The organism is Streptomyces sp. NPDC001027 (assembly GCF_040299045.1).
GTDB lineage: Bacteria > Actinomycetota > Actinomycetes > Streptomycetales > Streptomycetaceae > Streptomyces.
The window spans coordinates 1-18,111 of the sequence record NZ_JBEPBI010000158.1 but is presented as its reverse complement, the minus strand read 5'-3'; the positions used below and the strand labels follow the sequence as shown (position 1 = coordinate 18,111).

Here is an 18,111-nt window from a genome sequence, read left to right as displayed (position 1 = left end):
CTGGCGTTCGATCCGGCGCTCTTGTAGATCCCCCACCAGCGCCGGAGCCGCGAGGACGAGGAAGAGGGCCAGGACGGTGAGGTACTCGCTGAGTGCGTTCATGAGGTAAGCGTCGTACACGCCGAACGCTGCTGACAGTGGCAGGACTGCCGTACATCTTCAAATTACTGCCACTCGGGGGGCACACTGGCGGCATGCTGAAAAACGTGGCGGCGATTCTGCTGGACGGTGTGCACCCCTTCGAACTCGGCGTCGTCTGCGAGGTCTTCGGGATCGACCGCAGCGACGAGGGGCTGCCGGTCTACGACTTCGCCGTCGCCTCGGCGGAGGGGCCGACGCTGAGCACCCACGCCGGGTTCACCTTGAGCACCCCGCACGGTCTGGAGCGGCTGGAGAGCGCCGACCTGATCGCGGTGCCGGCCGGCGACACCTACGGCAGGCGCGACTTCCCCCCGGAGCTGCTCGACGCGCTGCGCCGGGCCGTGGACCGCGGCACGCGGGTGCTCAGCGTCTGCTCGGGGGCGTTCGTGCTGGGCGCGGCGGGGCTGCTGGACGGCCGGCGCTGCGCGGTGCACTGGCGGCACGCCGAACAACTGGCCCGGCAGTATCCGCGCACCGTCGTGGAACCGGACGTGCTCTACGTCGACGAGGACCCGGTGATCACCTCGGCCGGGACGGCCGCGGGCATCGACGCCTGTCTGCACATCGTCCGCAAGGAGCAGGGGCCGGAGGTCGCCAACCGGATCGCCCGGCGGATGGTGGTGCCGCCGCACCGGGACGGCGGCCAGGCCCAGTACATCGAGCGGCCGCTGCCCCGGTCGCGGTGCGACACCGTCGGCGAGGTGCTCGCGTGGATGGAGCAGCACCTCGACCAGGAGATCACGGTGGAACGGCTCGCGGAGCGCGCCCACATGTCCCCGCGCACCTTCGCCCGCCGTTTCCAGCAGGAGACGGGCACCACCCCCTACCGGTGGCTGCTGCGCCAGCGGGTGCTGCTGGCGCAGCAGTTGCTGGAGGCCACGGACGAGACGATGGACGCGATCGCCTGGCGCACCGGGTTCGGCACGGCGGGCGCCCTGCGCCACCAGTTCGTGCAGGCGCTGGGGACGACCCCCAACGCCTACCGGCGCACGTTCCGGGGCCCGCAGGCCGTCGCCTGAGCCGCGGCTCTCACCCGGGTACCGCCCGCAGCAGCAGCCGGCGCGGCCGCAGTGTGATGCCGATGTGCGTCCGGTTGTCGGAGCCGGGGGCCGGCTCGAAGCGGAACGCGTTCGCCACCACCGCCGCGATCAACGTCAGCTCGGCCATCGAGAAGTGGTCGCTGGGGCACTTGCGGTTGCCGACGCCGAACGGCGTCATGGAGTACTTCGGCAGGTCCGCGGAGCGGCCGGGCAGCCAGCGGTCGGGGGCGAACTCCGTGTGCCGCTCGTACGACCGCGGATCGCGCTGAACCGCGTACGGGCTGTAGACGATGTCGGCCCCGGCGGGAATGCGGTATCCGCCGAGCTCCGTGTCGGTCACCGCGCGCCGGGTCAATATCCATACGGCGGGATAGAGCCGCATGGTCTCGACGACGACATTGGCGGTGTGCTGGAGCTTTCGGACGTCGTCGAATGCGACCGGCCGGTCGCCGACAACGTTTTTCACCTCTTCGCGGATCTTGTCCACTTGATCCGGATGCTCGGTGAGGACATGGAGCAACGACATGACCACCGAGCCGGCGGTTTCGCTGCCCGGGGTGAGTATCGCGACGACCTGGTCGTGGATCTCCTGTTCCCCGATCGGGTCGCCATTCTCGTCCTTCGCCTCCAGCAAAGCTGTCAGCAAATCGTCCGGTTTTTGACCGGATGCCCTGCGGTCGGCGATGATCTCGTCCACCAGCCGGTGCAGATCGGCCAGCGCCCGGTTGAATTCCCGGTTGGCCGGAATCGGTACCCGATAAAGCGGCCCGAGGGGTACGACCATGCGCTGGTACATGCCGGCGAACAGCGTGGCGAGCGCGGAGGTGATGCGCTCGGACCGGGCGTCCATGTAGCTGCCGCGCATGAGGCAGCGGGCCGAGATGCGCACGGACACCCGGAAGGCCTCCGCGGTGACGTCGAGGACCGCGCCCCTCGTCCAACGCTCGACGAGCGCGTACGCCTCCTCCTCCATGATCGGGCCGTAGCCGGGGATGGCGTCGAGTCGGAACGCGGGCTGGATCGTGCGCCGCTGGCGGCGGTGCAGCGGCCCGTTGGCCGTGGCCACGCCCTCTTTGCCGAGCAGGCTCTCGAGGGACTCCCACAAGGGGCCGGAGATGATGTAGTCGGGACTGAGCGCCAGGGCCCCGGTGAGGCCGGGCGCGGTGACGGCGTACACCGTCTTGGGGCCGAGCCTGAGACGGACCACGTCGCCGTGGTCGCGGAGCTGGGCCAGGAAGGCCAGCGGATCACGGGCCAGCTTCCAGCCGTGCCCGAGGAGCGGCACCCTGCCGCCCGCCAACGGTGGCTCGCGCAGTTCGGGCGCCTCGGCGGTCGCGGGTTTCATCGACTCGACGGTCATTTCTCACCTGCCGCTTCGTTGTTGACGTACGGGGGCGTGGACCGGTCGTCCCAGCTGTCGACCATGTAACGGCCGGACTCGTGATGGAACCAGTAGACGGAACTGAACCAGTTCCGCATATTGCCGAGGCAGGCTCGCACGGCGGCGCCGATTTGCATTCCGCGGACCGTCCCGTCGGAGACTCGGTCGGCGAGCCTCAGGACGTCCTTCTCAACGGCCAGGAACTCGGATATGCACTGTTCGACGCGTCGCCTTAAATCCTCGACAGCCTCTTCGAGAGTCATTCCCTGATGGGTGACGAGGCTGATTCCGAGATTGTGCACCTCATCGCCCGCCAATTCCTTGGGCAGCGAGCAGAGGTCGTTGTACCAGGCGGCGAAGTCCTGACTCAGCAGTGCGGCGCGCCGGTAGGACGGGTGTTTCCGCACCGAGTCCGGGAGTTCGCATCCCGCGCTCGTCTCCAACAGGTCGGTCCAGATCCAGTGCGCGAAGGTGAGCCGGCGCAGGGCGAGATATTCCTCGACACCGGGAATGCGCCCGTCGACACGGTTGTGGAATTCCCGGTCGTACGCCTCGATCACGGTGTGGAAGTGCCGGGCGAACCGGGCGTTCCAGGTGCCGGGAAGGAAGGAGTACAGCCGGCCCACGCCGTCCGCGAGCCCGGCGACCAGCGGATCCGGGTGGGTCAGATGCTCAGCCGGGGCGTCCAGGGCGGCGTGCAAGCGGAACCTGAGCTGCCGCCAGGAGGACACCCGGCCGTGCACGACGTCACGGTCGTGCCGGTCGTCCCAGACGAAGAACCAAGCGCTGTAGTCGGCTATGGCCTGCATGACCTCGTCGGGCGCTCCGAGGTAGTAGCCCGCCATCAAGTCCGTGTAGCAAAGGCCGTCGGCATATTCTGCGACCTTCTCCGCCGGCATCAACCGCTTTTCCAGCAGCCAGGAGCGGGTGTTCTCCTGCAACCGGGGCCAATATGGGTGGAGTTGCCGGGGAAAGGCCGCCTCGATGACCGGAAGAGAGAGCGAGGGAGGGACCGCGGGTGCGGTCACCGTGGTGCTGTATGTGGTGCTGTATGGGAAAGCTGGCACGAACAACCCCTCTCAGCCGCCAGTGGGCGCACACCCCTCCCGCCGTGCCGGGCGTGCGCCGTTGCGTATCCCCGCTCATCCCATTCAGCACTACAACTGACCGTTCTGGGAACGGATTTGCTTCATTCACTACCCCAAGATGCCGAGAATCCGCCCCCACGTGACTGGTTACGGGTCAGCAGATGTGTAGTAGATGTGCGTAAGCGATCGAACGTCCGTCGGACACACGAACGACGCCTGTCCGGGGAAAGTCCGGACAGGCGTCGTGTGCGCGGGTGCGGGTGCGGGTGCGGGTGCGGGTGCGGGCTCAGTCGTTGGCGACGACGGGGTAGCGAGGCTCGTTCTCGGCCATCTGCCGCAGCGCGTCCTTGCGTTCGCGCTTGGAGAGCCGGTCGATGTAGAGGTACCCGTAGAGGTGATCCGTCTCGTGCTGCAAACACCGTGCGAAGTACCCGGTGCCGCGCACCTTGATCGGGTTGCCCCGCTCGTCCTGCCCCGTCACTTCGGCGTAGTCCGGACGGGCCAGCGGCGCGTAGGCGGTCGGCACCGACAGACACCCCTCGTTGCTGTCGTCCAGCCGGCGCCTGTCCGCGGGCAGTTCGACGAGCTTCGGGTTGCAGACGACGCCGACGTGCCGGGCGCCCTCGTCGTCCGGGCAGTCGTAGACGAAGACCTTCAGGTCCACGCCGATCTGGTTGGCGGCCAGGCCCACGCCCTCCGCGGTGCGCTGCGAGGCGAACATGTCGTCCACCAGTTTCAGCAGCTCGTCGTCGAACGCGGTGACGTCCTTGCACTCCTTGTGGAGCACCGGGTTGCCGACGACCGTGATCGGCCGCGAGGCGCCGCGCTCGCGGTGGGCCCGCTCGCGCTCCTCCGTCTCCTCGGTGTCGATGACGAAGCCCTCGTCGTCCACGGGGAGCACGCCCCCGTGCTGCTGATCGGTGTCCTGCTGCGCCATGACCGACGTATGCCTTCCTGACTGTGTCCTGCGAGGCCTGCCCTCGGACCCCCGCCCGGGGGTTCGTCGCTGATACAGGGTACGGGGACGGCTAACAGACCTCTTCCAGGTCCCGCCAGTCGCGGGTGTCCGGGCTGTCCGCGACCCACCCGTCCAGCAGCCCCCGCACCAACGAGGCGGGCGCGGCCACCCCGCACTCCCGCTCCGGCGCCCACAGCTGCCCGTCGGTCACGTGTCCGAGCGGGCCCGGGTGCCCCGGCTCGCTGTGGTCGTGCGGGTCGAGGTGCTCGCCGTCCCCCTCGTCGGAGGGCATCCGCGACTCCGAGCACATCCGGCACAGCAGCCGCACCGAGGACGACCAGTCCTCCGCCGCGAAGCCCGCGTCGGCGGCCAGCTGCTCCAGCGCGTCGCGGTCGGTCTCGGAGGCCGCCTCCAGCAGGACCACCCAGGTCGGCACGGGGGACGGGGCCCACAGCTCGATCTCGTCGAAGACGGGGTAGGAGTGGCCGGCGGAGGTGGTCCGCTCACCGTGCGGGACCCCGTCGTGCAGCACGACCTCGCCCCAGCGGCGGCCGGAGGAGGGCAGCGGGATCGACAGCACCTCCATACGGGCGGGATCCAGCCGCCGCCCCCACACCACCTCGGCCTCGCCCTCGGGCGACAGCCGTACGGCCGCGCTGCCCAGCTCCATCCCGACGGGCTCGCCCGCGCCCGTGGCCTCGCCCGGCACGTGCAGCCCGTACGCCTGCCAGGCACGGCGGGCCAGCGGCCAGTCCTGCAGGGCGGTGGCGGCGATGCCCACGTTCCACCAGTCGGGGGCCCCGGCCTCGCGGTCGAGCAGGGCGACGGCGCGCAGCCCGGCCGTGCGGGCCTGCTCCCAGTCGTGCCGGAACTTGTGCAGCAGGGCGAGGTTGAACCAGGACTCGGAAAGCCAGGGTTCCAGGTCGGCGGCACGTGTCAGCAGCGCGCCCGCGTCCTCGTACCGCCCGTCGCCGATCAGCGTGAACGCGCGGTCGGTGGCCTGCCGCCAGGAGGCGGAGGGCCGGTGCCGTCCCTTGCCGAAGATCCTCACGATTCCCGCCTGCCAGTTCCGTTCTGTGGGCTGGCCAGTGCCCCCGGACACTCTCTCCCTCGCATCCAACCACGTGTGGCCGGAAGGCGGCTCATTACCCATGGGTTACCCACCCACGGGCAGGGTCAGACCCGTCCTCGAAAGCACCCTGGCCAGGGCCTCCACCACCTCCGGCGCATACTCCCGGCCGGTGCCGAGGCGCAGCTCCTCCAGGGCGGTGAGAGGCCCGTCGGGACCGCTGCCCCGCACCCGCTCCTCGTATGCGTTCACCGCCCGGACTATGCGGGCGGCCACCGGTTGCTCCGGGTAGGGGTCGGCCTGCCGCTCGACGACCGTCGCCACCTGGGCGCTCACCCCGGTCTGGCGGACGACGGCCCCGCCGAGCAGCGCGATCCGCCGCTGCTCGGCCGCCGGCAGGCCCGCCGTGGCCCCCGCCGGCACCGGGTCGACGAGGCTGAGCTGCCCGATGTCGTGCATCAGGGCGGCGTACTCGAGGACGGTCAGCTCGGGCTCCGGCAGCCGCAGGTCCCGGCCCACCGCCTGGCTGAGCGCGGCGACCCGGCGGGCGTGCCCGGGCGGGGTGTACCCGGCGATCTCGGTGGCCCGGGCCAGACAGGCGATGGTCTGCCGGTAGGTGGCGCGGACGGCCGCGTAGCGGCGCAGGGACAGCTGGGTGAGCAGCAGCGGCACCGAGAACACGGGGAGCGCCCACAGCCCGACGACGGCCACCGCGAGCGCCATCACCGCGCCGGTCGCGCACACCGCCGACCCGATCCCGGGCACCGACCGCAGCTCGTCGCGCAGCAGCGGGGGAAAGGGCCAGCCGGTGCGGGAGCAGGCGAGGGCGGCCGCCACCACGGCGTCGCACAGGACGGTCAGGACCAGCAGCGCGAGCAGCAGCAGCGCGTACGCGGGGCCGCTCCAGCCGTCGAAGGCCCCGCGGTTGTACAGCGGCTGGAAACAGACGGCTGCGAACCCGACGGCCAGCACGCGCCGGACCAGATGGTCGAGGACCCGCTCCTGCCCCCGGGCCAGCTGGGGCACGCTGCCCAGCAGGGAGGCGGCCGCGACCACCGCCACGGCCTGCGCGACCCCGTGGTGCGTGGGATGCCCGGCGTGCTCCCCGACCAGGGCGTACGCCAGCGACCCGGCGGCGCCGAGCGGCGCGGTCTCGCGCAGTCCCGGCCCGCTCGCCGGGCCCGGGTCGCCCGGGCGGAGCCGGGAGCGCGCGAGGGCCGGCTCGCCCAGGGCCACGAGGATGCCGAAGGCGAGCGCGACGGGGCGCTCCCGCAGGCCCGTCAGGAAGGTGACGAGGAGGCAGCCGGAGGCCAGGAGGGCGGCGGTCGCGTAGAGGGCGACCAGGGCACGGCGGGGGGCCGTCGGCGCGCCCGGCTCGCGGAACGGGGTCACCGGCGCGCCTCCGAGCGGTCGTCGGGCGCCGGGGCGGGGGCCGGCACGCCGGGCCGGGTCTCCTCGGCGGTCACCACCGGGCGCCAGCCGTCCCGGCCGACGACCCGGGTCAGCGCGGTGACCATCCGGGGGTCGAAGTGGGAGCCGGCGCACCGCCGCAGCTCCTCCAGGGCCGCCTCCACCGGCCGGGCCCGGCTGTAGGAGCGGGTGGAGGTCATCGCGTCGAAGGCGTCCGCGACGGCGACCACCCGTGCGGACTCCGGGATCTGACCGCCCGCCAGTCCGTAGGGGTAGCCGCTGCCGTCGATGCGCTCGTGGTGGTGGAGGATCGCCGAGCGCGCCTCGCCGAGGAAGGAGATGCCCCGGGTGATCTCGTGCCCGTACTCGGGATGCAGCTCGATCACCCGGCGCTCCTCGGGCGTGAGCGGCCCGTCCTTGCGCAACAGCCGGGTGGGCACGCCGAGTTTGCCGACGTCGTGCAGGATGCCGGCGAACCGGAGCACCTCGATCCGGTCGTCGTCCATGCCGAGTTCGCGCCCGATCATCATCGAGGCCTGGCCGACGCGTTCGCTGTGGCCGCGCGTGTAGCCGTCCTTGAGGTCGACGGCCTGCACCAGGGCGCGGATGGTCGCCTGGTGGGCGGCGCGCTCCCGGTGGTACTGGGCGAAGACCCACCAGGACACCGCCATCGGGAAGAGCACCAGCAGCGCCGCGACGGGGCCGTACGGGCTGCTCCACAGCACGGCCGTCATCAGTCCGGCGAGGCCGTGCACGGCGACCGGGGCGAGGGAGCGCAGGAACAGCCCCTGGCAGACCGCCCGCGGCGGGAGCCCCTCGGCGAGCGCCAGCATCCCGCCGTCGAGGAGGGCGAGCGCGGCGCAGAACACCAGGACGGCCGCGCCCGCGGGCAGGAACGCGGACGGCAGGTCGGAGCCGGCCACCGCCGCGCGTCCGCCGAGCGCTTCGTGCGCCCGGGCCGCCAGCCACACGGCGAGCGACGACTCGGCGGCCCGCCAGACGCGACGCAGCAGGCGGGGGCGCTGTTCGACGGGCGAGAACAGCGCGCCGGGCAGCGGGACGAGGGCGGCCGCGGAGGGCGCCAGCAGGAAGGCGCCGGCCAGCAACACGGGGTGGAGGGTGGCGGCGAACCTGCGCCGGGCGATCTGCTCGCCCGCCGCGTACACCGCGGCCAGCAGGGCGACGGCCCACCAGGGGGTCGGCGCGCCGGGGAGCGAGGAGAGCGTGCACAGCAGTGCGCCGAGGGCGACACAGGCGACGTAACCGCGCGCCCGCGCCGGAATCCCCTCCATGGCCACTCCCCCCAGCCGTGCCTGCCCGGGCTCAGGAGCCTAGGACGGCCGGGGGCGGGCCGCGGGCGTATCACCCGCGGATTAGCACATTCGGGTGACGGCGGCGCTCTTCGGGCCCGGAGCTCGCCGACGGCGGGCGAGCGCTCGGGGCCGGTGGGTCAGGACTCCTGGGAAGTGGCCGGCGCCGTCGCCACGTCGTGCTCGGGGACGGCCTGCCCGGAGCGGATCAGGTCGATCCGGCCCATGACCTTGGCGCGCAGGTCGGTCGGCACGTCGTCCTGTCCGCAGCACCGCTTGACCAGCTTCTTCACGGCCTCTTCCAGCCCGTACTTCTCCAGGCAGGGCGAGCACTCCTCGAAGTGGTGCTGGAACTTGTCCCGGTCGAGAGGAGGCATCTCGCTGTCGAGATACTCGTACAGGTGGTCGAGGACCTCACTGCAGTCCGTCTCGTGCGGATCTCCGCAGCTCATGAGCCCGAACCTTTCGCTTCGTTCGACTCTCCGGCGCCGGCCGGGACCAGTCCGCGCTCACGGGCGTAGTCCTCGAGCATGCCGCGCAGTTGACGGCGGCCCCGGTGCAGCCGGGACATCACCGTGCCGATGGGTGTCCCCATGATGTCCGCGATCTCCTTGTACGCAAAGCCCTCTACGTCCGCGAGATACACGGCGATCCGGAACTCCTCCGGAATGGCCTGAAGCGCTGCCTTCACGTCCGAGTCGGGCAGGTGGTCCAGCGCCTGCGACTCCGCGGAGCGCAGACCCGTGGACATGTGCGACTCGGCGCGCGCCAGCTGCCAGTCCTCGATCTCCTCGGCCGCGCTGCGCTGGGGTTCGCGCTGCTTCTTGCGGTACGAGTTGATGAAGGTGTTGGTGAGGATCCGGTAGAGCCAGGCCTTGAGGTTGGTGCCCTCCCGGAACTGGTGGAAGGACGCGTACGCCTTGGCGTAGGTCTCCTGCACCAGGTCCTCGGCGTCCGCCGGGTTGCGCGTCATGCGCAGGGCGGCCGAGTACATCTGGTCCAGGAACTCGAGCGCGTCCCGCTCGAAGCGCGCGCTGCGCTCTGCGGTGGACTCCGCACCCGTCGCCCCGCTCACGCCCTGGCCCTCGGGCAGCTCCGCCTGGCCGTTGTCGGTCCCTGCGTCGGTACCGGTGACCGGACCCACCTCCTTAAGATCGCGGGCAGAATCGAAACCGATCCCACTCGAATCGGAGGATAGACGACTACCCGTGCCTGCCGCCGCTCGAACAGGAGCGATCTTGGCCGCGTGCAGCACCGTCCAGTCGAGGGCGGTACGGCTCGGGCAGATGGTCGAACCCATGCGGAGGACTTCCTCTCCCACTGACGTCGGTGCCGGATGTTCAGCACTTCTGTCCGCCTCAACAGCGAGGCCGCCCTCCGCATTCCCCCGCCCTCACCCGAGCGACCCGATCCACCGCACGACCGCGTCGGTGACGGTCTGCAGCGTCTGTTCGCCGGTCACGGGGGCCCGCTTCGGGACGGCGAACCCGTGATCGCCGTACGGCGCCTCGACGAGCTCGTACGGCCCCTCGGGGAACTCCTCCGGCTTGCCGAACGGGTCGTTGCCGCCCTGGACGACGAGGGTGGGCGCCCCCGCGCCGAGCAGCTCCCCGGCGCGGGACCTCTCCGGCTTCCCCGGCGGGTGCAGCGGAAAGGAGAGCGCGAGCACCGCGTGGGCGCCGAGCTCGGCGGCGGTGCGGCAGGCCACCCGGGCCCCCGCCGACCGGCCGCCGGAGATCACCGGCGCCCCGGACGCGGTGACGGCCGGCCAGATCCCGCGCCAGCCGACGTCCAGGGTCTTCGGCGCGGCAGCGACCTTTCGGCCGGCCACCCGCCAGGGCTGCTCGACGAGGGCCACGCTCACCCCGTGCCCGGGCAGCACGTCGGCGAGCGCCTGGAGGTCGCGGGCGTCGACGCCGCCGCCCGCCCCATGGCCGACGGCGAGGACGAAGGCCGGTTTCCGGGCCCGGCGCCAGGTGATGCGGGCGGTCCCCGCGTCGGTCTCGACGGTTTCGGTGATCACGTCAGAAGAGTGTGCCCTCCTCCGGGCCCTCCAGCTCCTTCAGCAGCTCCGCGCCGTTGTTGCGGACGTTGCTGACGGCCGTCGAGACCGGGTAGGCGCGCATCAGCCCCTCCGCCGGCGGCTCGAGGAGCGTGCGCAGGGCGTCGACGTCGGTCCGCGCCGGGTCGAGCCAGTCGTCCCAGCGGTCGGGGGTGAGCATCAGGGGCATCCGGGGGTGGATGTCGGCGAGGGCGTACGGGCCGTCGGCGGGGGCCACGGCGAGCGGGGAGGTCTCCGCCTCGGTGGTGATCACCGAGCACGTCGCCCACCAGGCCTGCGGGTGGTCGTCGGGCAGGGTCCGGTCCCGCCAGAACTCGTACAGCCCGGCCATCGCGAAGACCGAGCCGTCGGCCGGGAGGACGAAGTAGGGCTGCTTGCGCGGCCGCTTCTTCTTCCCCTCCACCTCGAGATCCCGCTCCTGGACGCCGGTCACCCACTCGTAGTAGCCGTCGGCGGGCAGGATGCAGCGCCGGGCGGCGAAGGCCCGGCGATACGACGGCTTCTCGTGCACCGTCTCCGCGCGCGCGTTGATCATCCGGGCGCCGCCCTCCGGCGTCTTCGCCCAGGACGGCACCAGCCCCCACTTCAGCCTGCGCAGCTGACGAACCGGGCGCTTGTCGGCGGCGTCCTTCACAGGACGGTCGAGAACGGCGTAGACCTCCTTGGTCGGCGCCACGTTGTAGTCGGGCTCAAGGCTCTCCTCGGGCTCCCACTTCTCGACTTCAAAGATTCCTGCGAGATCCTCGGGCCCACGACTGGCTGCATACCGTCCGCACATACGTGCCACACTGCCAGGCCGACCCGCCACCCTGCCACCACCACCCGGCCACGACCGCCCGGCCACGACCGCCCGGCCACCGCCACCCGGCGCCGGCGCCCCCGCGCCGGCCCGCGCATCACGAGAGGGAGCCACCCCCGACCATGGCCAGCACCGCCGCCCTCGCGCTGCCCGACCTGTGGGACCGTCTCGTCGGCACCCAGACCGACCCCGACCTGTGGGTGGTGATCGCCACCGCGGTGGCGGCGCTCGCGGTCGTCGTGCCGCACCGCCTGTGGCGGGTCTCCCGCAACGCGATCACCATCGCCCACGAGGGCGGTCACGGCCTGGTCGCGCTGCTGACCGGACGCCAGCTGACCGGGATACGGCTGCACTCCGACACCAGCGGCCTCACCCTCAGCCGGGGCAAGCCGCACGGCCTCGGCATGATCCTCACCGCGGCGGCCGGCTACCCCGCTCCCCCGCTGCTCGGCCTGGGCGGCTCCGCCCTGCTGGGCGCCGGCCGCGTCACCCTGCTGCTCTGGGTGGCGACGGCACTGCTGCTGGCGATGCTGGTGATGATCCGCAACGCCTACGGCGCCCTGACGGTCGTCCTCACCGGCGGCGCCTTCCTGCTCGTGTCCTGGCTGGCGGGTCCGCAGGTGCAGGCGGCGTTCGCGTACGCGGTGGTGTGGTTCCTGCTGCTGGGCGGAGTCCGTCCGGCGTTCGAGCTGCAGGCGAAGCGGTCCCGCGGCGGCGCCGGGGACTCCGACGCGGACCAGCTGTCGAGGCTGACCCACGTACCGGCCGGCCTGTGGCTGTTCCTCTTCCACGCGGTGAGCCTGTGCGCGCTGCTCGGCGGGGGCAGGTGGCTGCTGGGCCTGTAGCGCCCCGGGCCTGTGGCGCCCTGCACCGGCGGCGGCCCGCACCGGTGGCGGCCCGCTCGCCCGCGGGGCCGCCCGCCCGCGGCCTGCCTGCGCGCTCGGCACGACGGCCGCACGCCGGCGCCGTGGCGTCGCGCCCCGCCGCGCGCCCTGCCCGGCGCACGCCTCGCCCCGCCTCGCCCCGCCCCGGCACGCGGCGGGCACGGCGCGCTCGCGGCCGAACGACGGGCTCCCGAGTTCATTAGAGTGGAGTCCATGGCCCCGAACCCCGCCCACACCGCCCTCTGGCCCGCCCCGCACGCGAGCGAGGCCGTCGACGCGACGGTCCACGTGCCGGGGTCGAAGTCCGTCACCAACCGCGCGCTGGTGCTGGCCGCCCTGGCCTCCGAGCCCGGCTGGCTGCGCCGCCCGCTGCGCTCCCGCGACACCCTGCTGATGGCCGACGCCTTGCGGGCCATGGGCGTCGAGATCGAGGAGACGGTGTCGTCCAGCTCCACCGGCGGCGCCGGGAGCGCCGAGCGCGCGGGCGAGGCGTGGCGGGTGCTGCCCGACGGCCTGCGCGGCCCGGCCACGGTGGACGTGGGCAACGCGGGCACCGTGATGCGCTTCCTGCCGCCGCTCGCCGCCCTGGCCGACGGCCCCGTCCGCTTCGACGGCGACCCGCGGTCCTACGAGCGTCCCCTGCACGGCGTCATCGACGCGCTGCGCGTCCTCGGCGCGCGCATCGACGACGACGGCCGCGGGTCGCTGCCGCTGACCGTGCACGGCGGCGGCGCGCTGGACGGCGGCCCGGTGGAGATCGACGCCTCCTCCTCGTCCCAGTTCGTGTCGGCCCTGCTGCTGTCGGGGCCGCGCTTCAACCAGGGCGTGGAGGTCCGGCACATCGGCTCCTCACTGCCCTCGCTGCCGCACATCCGCATGACGGTCGACATGCTGCGCGCGGTCGGCGCCCAGGTGGACACCCCGGAGTCGGGCGGCGAGCCCAACGTCTGGCGGGTCACGCCGGGCGCCCTGCTGGGCCGGGACCTCACGATCGAGCCGGATCTGTCCAACGCCCAGCCGTTCCTGGCCGCGGCGCTGGTCACCGGCGGCCGGGTGCTGATCCCGGACTGGCCGGCCCGCACCACCCAACCGGGTGACCGGCTGCGCGAGATCTTCACCGAGATGGGCGGTTCCTGCGAACTGGCCGACTACGGCCTGGTCTTCACCGGCTCGGGCTCGATCCACGGCATCGACGTCGACCTGGGCGACGTCGGCGAGCTGACGCCGGGCGTCGCGGCGGTCGCCGCCCTGGCGGACTCCCCGTCCACCCTGCGCGGCGTCTCCCACCTGCGGCTGCACGAGACGGACCGGCTGGCCGCGCTGACCAAGGAGATCAACGAACTGGGCGGGGACGTCACGGAGACCGCCGACGGTCTGCACATCCGCCCGCGCCGGCTGCACGGCGGGGTGTTCCACACCTACGACGACCACCGCATGGCGACGGCCGGCGCGATCATCGGCCTGGCCGTGGAGGGCGTGCAGATCGAGAACGTGGCGACGACGGCGAAGACCATGCCGGACTTCCCGGAACTGTGGACCGGGATGCTCGGGGCGTAGGGACTTCTGCCATGCGCCGCTACGGCAAGCACACCGACGAGGACGACATCCGCAGCCGCCCCAACCGCAAGGGCAACCGGCCGCGCACCCATATCCGGCCCAAGCACGAGGACTCCGTCGAGGGCATGGTCCTCACCGTCGACCGCGGGCGGCTGACCTGCCTGGTCGAGGACCGCATCGTGCTGGCGATGAAGGCCCGCGAACTGGGCCGCAAGGCAGCCGTGGTGGGCGACCGGGTCGCCCTGGTCGGCGACCTGTCAGGCGCCAAGGACACGCTGGCCCGCATCGTCCGCATCGGCGAGCGCACCTCGGTGCTCCGCCGCACCGCGGACGACGACGACCCGTACGAGCGCGTCGTCGTCGCCAACGCCGACCAGCTGGCCGTCGTCACCGCGCTGGCCGACCCGGAGCCCCGCCCCCGTCTGATCGACCGCTGTCTCGTCGCGGCCTTCGACGGCGGCCTGACCCCCCTGCTGGTCATGACGAAGTCGGACCTGGCCTCACCGGACAAGCTGCTGGAGCTGTACGGCAACCTCGACATCCCGTACGTCGTCACCAGCCGTGACGAGCTGGAGAACGGCGCCGCCGCGGACGTGGTGCGCGAGCATCTGGCGGGGCGGATCACGGCGTTCGTCGGTCACTCCGGCGTCGGCAAGACGACCCTCGTCAACGCGCTGGTCTCGCAGGAGCGGCGGCGGGTGACCGGCCATGTGAACGCGGTGACCGGACGCGGCCGCCACACCACGACGTCGGCGCTGGCCCTGCCGCTGGCGGGCACGGACGACTGGGTGATCGACACTCCGGGCGTGCGGTCCTTCGGGCTGCACCACGTCGACCCGTCCCGGGTGATCCTCGCCTTCCCCGACCTGGCGCCCGGCACCGAGGGCTGCCCGCGCGCGTGCAGCCACGACGAGCCGGACTGCGCGCTGGACGCCTGGGTGGCCGACGGCCACGCCGACCCGGCACGGCTGTACTCGCTGCGCCGGCTGCTCGCCACGCGCGAGCGCACGGAGGGCGACTGACCCTCGCGGCCGGTCCGCGGCCGGCCTGTCAGCCGTCCTCGAGTCTGATGCTCCGTCACACCGACCGGCTGACCGCCGCGTTGTTTGCGTCGGCCCGGAGCCGGTAAGTGCATAATCGCACCGAGCCGGACCGGGCCGGTCAAACGGAGGGACAGCACATGGCGTGGCTGCTGGTCGTCGTGGCCGGACTGCTCGAGACCGGTTTCGCCGTCTGCCTCAAGCTGTCCCACGGCTTCACCAGGCTCTGGCCGACCATCGCCTTCTGCGCCTTCGCCCTGGGCAGCTTCGGTCTGCTGACCCTCTCGCTGAAGAAACTCGACGTGGGCCCCGCCTACGCGGTGTGGACGGGCATCGGCGCGGCGGGCACCGCCATCTACGGCATGGTCTTCCTGGGCGACCTGGTGTCGACGCTGAAGCTCATCTCCATCAGCCTCGTGATCATAGGAGTGATCGGGCTGCAGCTGTCCGGTTCGGCGCACTGAGCAAGCACGCTGCGAAAGTCCCGTCATGCCGGGTGGGCGGCCTGGGGCCTGCCGTGCGGATCAGGCCACAGGCAACGAACGGGACTGCTCGTGATCCAAACGGCAGGCACTACTGGCTAGTTCCTCGACGGTCGGTGCAGGGCGCCCCGTACGAGGTCGGCGACCCCGTCCTCCCCCGGCGGGGGTGCGGCGACGCAGGACAGCGCGAGACGGACGGCGAGTTCGGAGCAGCGGGCGAGGTCGGCCGCGTCGGCGCGGGCGGCGCCGGGGCCCGAGAGCACGGCGACGGCCCGGTCGCGGACGGCGCCCACGAGGTCGGCGGGTGAGGGCAGCGGTCCGTCCGCCCGCCGCTGGGCCGGCACGGCGGAGGAGGACGGCACCGCCGCGAGCGTGGGCGAGGGCAGCCGTTCGCTCCAGAACCCGGTGAGGACGGCCCGTACGAGGACGTTCTCGCGGGCGGCGGAGGCGGTCCACTCGGCGGTGGCGGCGAGCCGCTCGCGGATGTCCCCGTGCGCGGCGAGCGTGCGCTCCACCCCGGCGAGATATCCGTCGGCCTCGCGCCTGACCAGGGCCCGGGCCAGGCCCTCCTTGCTGCCGAACTCGTTGTACAGCGTCTGCCGCGACACCCCGGCGGACGCCGCGACGTCCACCATCCGCACCGCGGCCCACGGCCGTAGCGCCAGCGCCTCGAAGGCGGCGTCCAGTAGGGATTCCCGCGCTGCAGGCATGTCGCCTCCCTGGAGCATGTGGCTCTGCGCCCAGGTTTGACGCGCACGGCCGCACTGTCAAGGGTGGCGGAGGCGCCGGACGGCGATCCGGGCGATTCCCGGCTGCCCCGGACTTCCGCCGCCGCCCCCTGTGGCCCCGGTTCGGCTTGGCCGGATACGGTTCGTCCCATGCCGGACTACCTGGACGACCTCCGACTCGCGCACGTCCTCGCGGACGCCGCCGACGCCGCGACCATGGCCCGTTTCAAGGCCCTCGACCTCAAGGTCGAGACGAAACCGGACATGACCCCGGTGAGCGAGGCCGACAAGTCCGCCGAGGAGCTCATCCGGGGCCAGCTCCAGCGCGCGCGCCCCCGGGACGCGGTCCTGGGCGAGGAGTACGGCGTCGAGGGCACCGGCCCCCGCCGCTGGGTGATCGATCCGATCGACGGCACGAAGAACTACGTCCGGGGCGTGCCGGTCTGGGCCACCCTGATCTCGCTGACAGAGGCGGGCGAGGGCGGCTACCAGCCCGTCGTCGGTCTCGTCTCCGCGCCGGCGCTCGGCCGTCGCTGGTGGGCCGCGAAGGGGCACGGCGCGTACAGCGGCCGCAGTCTGTCCTCCGCGACCCGGCTGCACGTCTCGGGCGTCTCACGGATCGCCGACGCCTCGTTCGCGTACTCCTCGCTGAGCGGCTGGGAGGACCGCGGGGTGCTGAACGGCTTCCTCGACCTGACCCGCGACGTGTGGCGCACGCGCGCGTACGGCGACTTCTGGCCGTACATGATGGTCGCCGAGGGTTCGGTCGACCTGTGCGCCGAACCCGAGCTGTCCCTCTGGGACATGGCGGCCAACGCGATCATCGTGACGGAGGCGGGCGGCTCCTTCACCGGCCTCGACGGCCGTCCGGGCCCGCACAGCGGCAACGCGGCCGCCTCCAACGGCCTCCTGCACGACGAGCTCCTGGGCTATCTCGAACAGCGCTACTGAGGCGCGCCGGAAACGCCCAGATGAGCGCGCACGCCCTCAATCGGCCGCGTGCGCCCTCTTGTTGACCCGTGCTTTACCTGCCACGCTGACAGCACCCCCACTTGTGAACTTGTGAACTTGTGAATCCATGAACGACCGGTGGATTCTTAGGAGGTGGCATCAGCCCATGCTCGTCCGCGACGCCATGAGCACGGTGGTCCTGACCATCGGCCCCGCACACACCCTCCGCCAGGCCGCGGCCCTGATGGCCGCCCGCCGCGTCGGCGCGGCGGTCGTCCTGGATCCGGACGCCGGCGGCATCGGCATCCTCACCGAACGGGACATCCTCAACTCCGTCGGCCTCGGCCAGGACCCCGACGTCGAACGCACCCACGCGCACACCACCGACGACGTCGTCTTCGCCGCCCCGACCTGGACCCTGGAGGAGGCGGCCCGGGCGATGGCCCACGGCGGCTTCCGCCATCTGATCGTGCTCGACCACGGCGGACCGGCCGGCATCGTCTCGGTCCGCGACATCATCCGCTGCTGGGCGCCGGCCCGACAGCAGGTGCCCGCCTGAGCGCGGAACGCGCCCGGCGAACCCGCTCGACACCACGGGACAACCAACCTGGAATATGTCCAAGTCCATCAGGAATCTAAAGTCACACTGGTTCGGGACCTGGTCCGGTCGACTGTTAGGCTGGATCCATGAGTGACCTTCTGGAGCGGCTGCGCGGACGCGGCTGGCGGATGACCGCACAGCGACGCGTCGTGGCCGAGGTGCTCGAGGGCGACCACGTCCATCTGACGGCCGACGAGGTGCACGCGAGAGCGGTGGTGAGGCTGCCCGAGATCTCCCGGGCGACCGTCTACAACACCCTCGGCGAGCTCGTCTCGCTCGGCGAGGTGCTCGAGGTCGCCACCGACAAGCGCGCCAAGCGGTACGACCCGAACGCCCACCGTCCGCATCACCATCTGGTCTGCGCCCGCTGCGGCGCGATCAAGGACGTCCATCCCGTGGGCAACCCGCTGGCCGACCTCCCCGACTCGGAGCGCTTCGGCTTCGCCGTGTCGGACGTCGAGGTGACCTACCGCGGCATCTGCCCGAACTGCGCCGCCGCCTGACCCACGCCCGGCCATGGCCCCGGACTCCCCCACGGGAGGCCGGGGCCGCGCCGTTGCCGCATGCCGTGACGGCGAACGCACCGAGGGCCGGAACCCTTTCGGATTCC

The 18,111-nt window shown here is 72.2% G+C and carries 19 protein-coding genes; 8 read left to right on the top strand and 11 right to left on the bottom strand.

The genetic code is table 11. The features are described 5' to 3' along the window. The first annotated feature begins 194 nt into the window (after positions 1-194). Complete coding sequence (locus ABT300_RS30700; RefSeq protein ID WP_351682455.1) at positions 195-1,160, top strand: GlxA family transcriptional regulator; 966 nt, start codon at positions 195-197, stop codon at positions 1,158-1,160. A gap of 10 nt (positions 1,161-1,170) precedes the next feature. Here the strand turns inward: ABT300_RS30700 and ABT300_RS30695 are convergent, their stop codons facing one another. The 10 genes from ABT300_RS30695 to ABT300_RS30650 all read right to left on the bottom strand — a co-directional run bounded on the left by ABT300_RS30695 (position 1,171) and on the right by ABT300_RS30650 (position 11,237). Further along, positions 1,171-2,541 carry a bifunctional albaflavenone monooxygenase/terpene synthase gene (locus ABT300_RS30695; RefSeq protein WP_351682452.1) on the bottom strand — a complete coding sequence of 457 codons (1,371 nt, stop codon included), beginning with the start codon at positions 2,539-2,541 and terminating at the stop codon, positions 1,171-1,173. Beyond that, positions 2,538-3,629 carry an epi-isozizaene synthase gene (gene cyc1 / locus ABT300_RS30690; protein ID WP_351682449.1) on the bottom strand — a complete coding sequence of 364 codons (1,092 nt, stop codon included), beginning with the start codon at positions 3,627-3,629 and terminating at the stop codon, positions 2,538-2,540. Before cyc1 ends, ABT300_RS30695 begins: the two co-directional genes overlap by 4 nt. A 307-nt stretch (positions 3,630-3,936) precedes the next feature. Continuing rightward, on the bottom strand, positions 3,937-4,587 hold the full coding sequence (def, locus tag ABT300_RS30685; protein WP_319278679.1) for a peptide deformylase: 651 nt from the start codon (positions 4,585-4,587) through the stop codon (positions 3,937-3,939). A gap of 91 nt (positions 4,588-4,678) precedes the next feature. After that, a complete protein-coding gene (locus ABT300_RS30680) occupies positions 4,679-5,659 on the bottom strand; it encodes a tetratricopeptide repeat protein (RefSeq protein ID WP_057584281.1) in 981 nt (326 codons plus the stop codon). A gap of 105 nt (positions 5,660-5,764) precedes the next feature. After that, positions 5,765-7,069, bottom strand: a complete 1,305-nt coding sequence (locus tag ABT300_RS30675) for a metal-dependent phosphohydrolase (RefSeq protein WP_351682446.1) — start codon at positions 7,067-7,069, stop codon at positions 5,765-5,767. After that, entirely contained in the window at positions 7,066-8,379 is a 1,314-nt protein-coding gene (locus ABT300_RS30670; protein WP_351682444.1) for an HD-GYP domain-containing protein, read from the bottom strand. The genes ABT300_RS30675 and ABT300_RS30670 overlap by 4 nt, the downstream gene beginning before the upstream one ends. Before the next feature lie 158 nt (positions 8,380-8,537). Continuing rightward, the gene (gene rsrA / locus ABT300_RS30665; RefSeq protein WP_351682442.1) at positions 8,538-8,849 is read right to left on the bottom strand and encodes a mycothiol system anti-sigma-R factor; all 312 of its coding nucleotides are present in this window, start codon (positions 8,847-8,849) and stop codon (positions 8,538-8,540) included. After that, entirely contained in the window at positions 8,846-9,541 is a 696-nt protein-coding gene (gene sigR, locus ABT300_RS30660; RefSeq protein WP_351682439.1) for an RNA polymerase sigma factor SigR, read from the bottom strand. The genes rsrA and sigR overlap by 4 nt, the downstream gene beginning before the upstream one ends. A 249-nt stretch (positions 9,542-9,790) precedes the next feature. After that, entirely contained in the window at positions 9,791-10,417 is a 627-nt protein-coding gene (locus tag ABT300_RS30655; protein WP_502978029.1) for an alpha/beta hydrolase family protein, read from the bottom strand. Positions 10,418-10,421: 4 nt separating this feature from the next. Continuing rightward, positions 10,422-11,237 carry an SOS response-associated peptidase gene (locus tag ABT300_RS30650; protein WP_351682433.1) on the bottom strand — a complete coding sequence of 272 codons (816 nt, stop codon included), beginning with the start codon at positions 11,235-11,237 and terminating at the stop codon, positions 10,422-10,424. Between the two features lie 143 nt (positions 11,238-11,380). Here ABT300_RS30650 and ABT300_RS30645 point away from each other — a divergent pair, with 143 nt between their 5' ends. The 4 genes from ABT300_RS30645 (at position 11,381) to ABT300_RS30630 (ending at position 15,203) form a co-directional block, all read left to right on the top strand. Beyond that, entirely contained in the window at positions 11,381-12,103 is a 723-nt protein-coding gene (locus ABT300_RS30645; protein WP_351682431.1) for a M50 family metallopeptidase, read from the top strand. A 252-nt stretch (positions 12,104-12,355) separates the two neighbouring features. Continuing rightward, a complete protein-coding gene (gene aroA / locus ABT300_RS30640; protein WP_351682429.1) occupies positions 12,356-13,699 on the top strand; it encodes a 3-phosphoshikimate 1-carboxyvinyltransferase in 1,344 nt (447 codons plus the stop codon). A gap of 11 nt (positions 13,700-13,710) precedes the next feature. Next, a complete protein-coding gene (gene rsgA, locus ABT300_RS30635) occupies positions 13,711-14,721 on the top strand; it encodes a ribosome small subunit-dependent GTPase A (protein WP_351682426.1) in 1,011 nt (336 codons plus the stop codon). Between the two features lie 158 nt (positions 14,722-14,879). Continuing rightward, positions 14,880-15,203, top strand: coding sequence for a DMT family transporter (locus tag ABT300_RS30630; protein ID WP_057584290.1), 324 nt, complete (start codon positions 14,880-14,882; stop codon positions 15,201-15,203). A gap of 116 nt (positions 15,204-15,319) precedes the next feature. On the opposite strand, the gene ABT300_RS30625 is transcribed toward ABT300_RS30630, so the two are convergent. Further along, positions 15,320-15,931: a TetR/AcrR family transcriptional regulator gene (locus tag ABT300_RS30625; protein ID WP_351682423.1), complete on the bottom strand. Its 612-nt coding sequence runs from the start codon at positions 15,929-15,931 to the stop codon at positions 15,320-15,322. A 168-nt stretch (positions 15,932-16,099) separates the two neighbouring features. On the opposite strand from ABT300_RS30625, the gene hisN reads away from it, so the two are divergent. The 3 genes from hisN to ABT300_RS30610 all read left to right on the top strand — a co-directional run bounded on the left by hisN (position 16,100) and on the right by ABT300_RS30610 (position 18,004). Further along, positions 16,100-16,900, top strand: a complete 801-nt coding sequence (gene hisN, locus ABT300_RS30620) for a histidinol-phosphatase (RefSeq protein ID WP_351682420.1) — start codon at positions 16,100-16,102, stop codon at positions 16,898-16,900. A gap of 166 nt (positions 16,901-17,066) precedes the next feature. Beyond that, entirely contained in the window at positions 17,067-17,459 is a 393-nt protein-coding gene (locus tag ABT300_RS30615) for a CBS domain-containing protein (protein WP_351682418.1), read from the top strand. 128 nt (positions 17,460-17,587) lie between these two features. After that, positions 17,588-18,004, top strand: a complete 417-nt coding sequence (locus ABT300_RS30610) for a Fur family transcriptional regulator (RefSeq protein ID WP_351682416.1) — start codon at positions 17,588-17,590, stop codon at positions 18,002-18,004. The last annotated feature ends 107 nt before the right edge of the window (positions 18,005-18,111 follow it).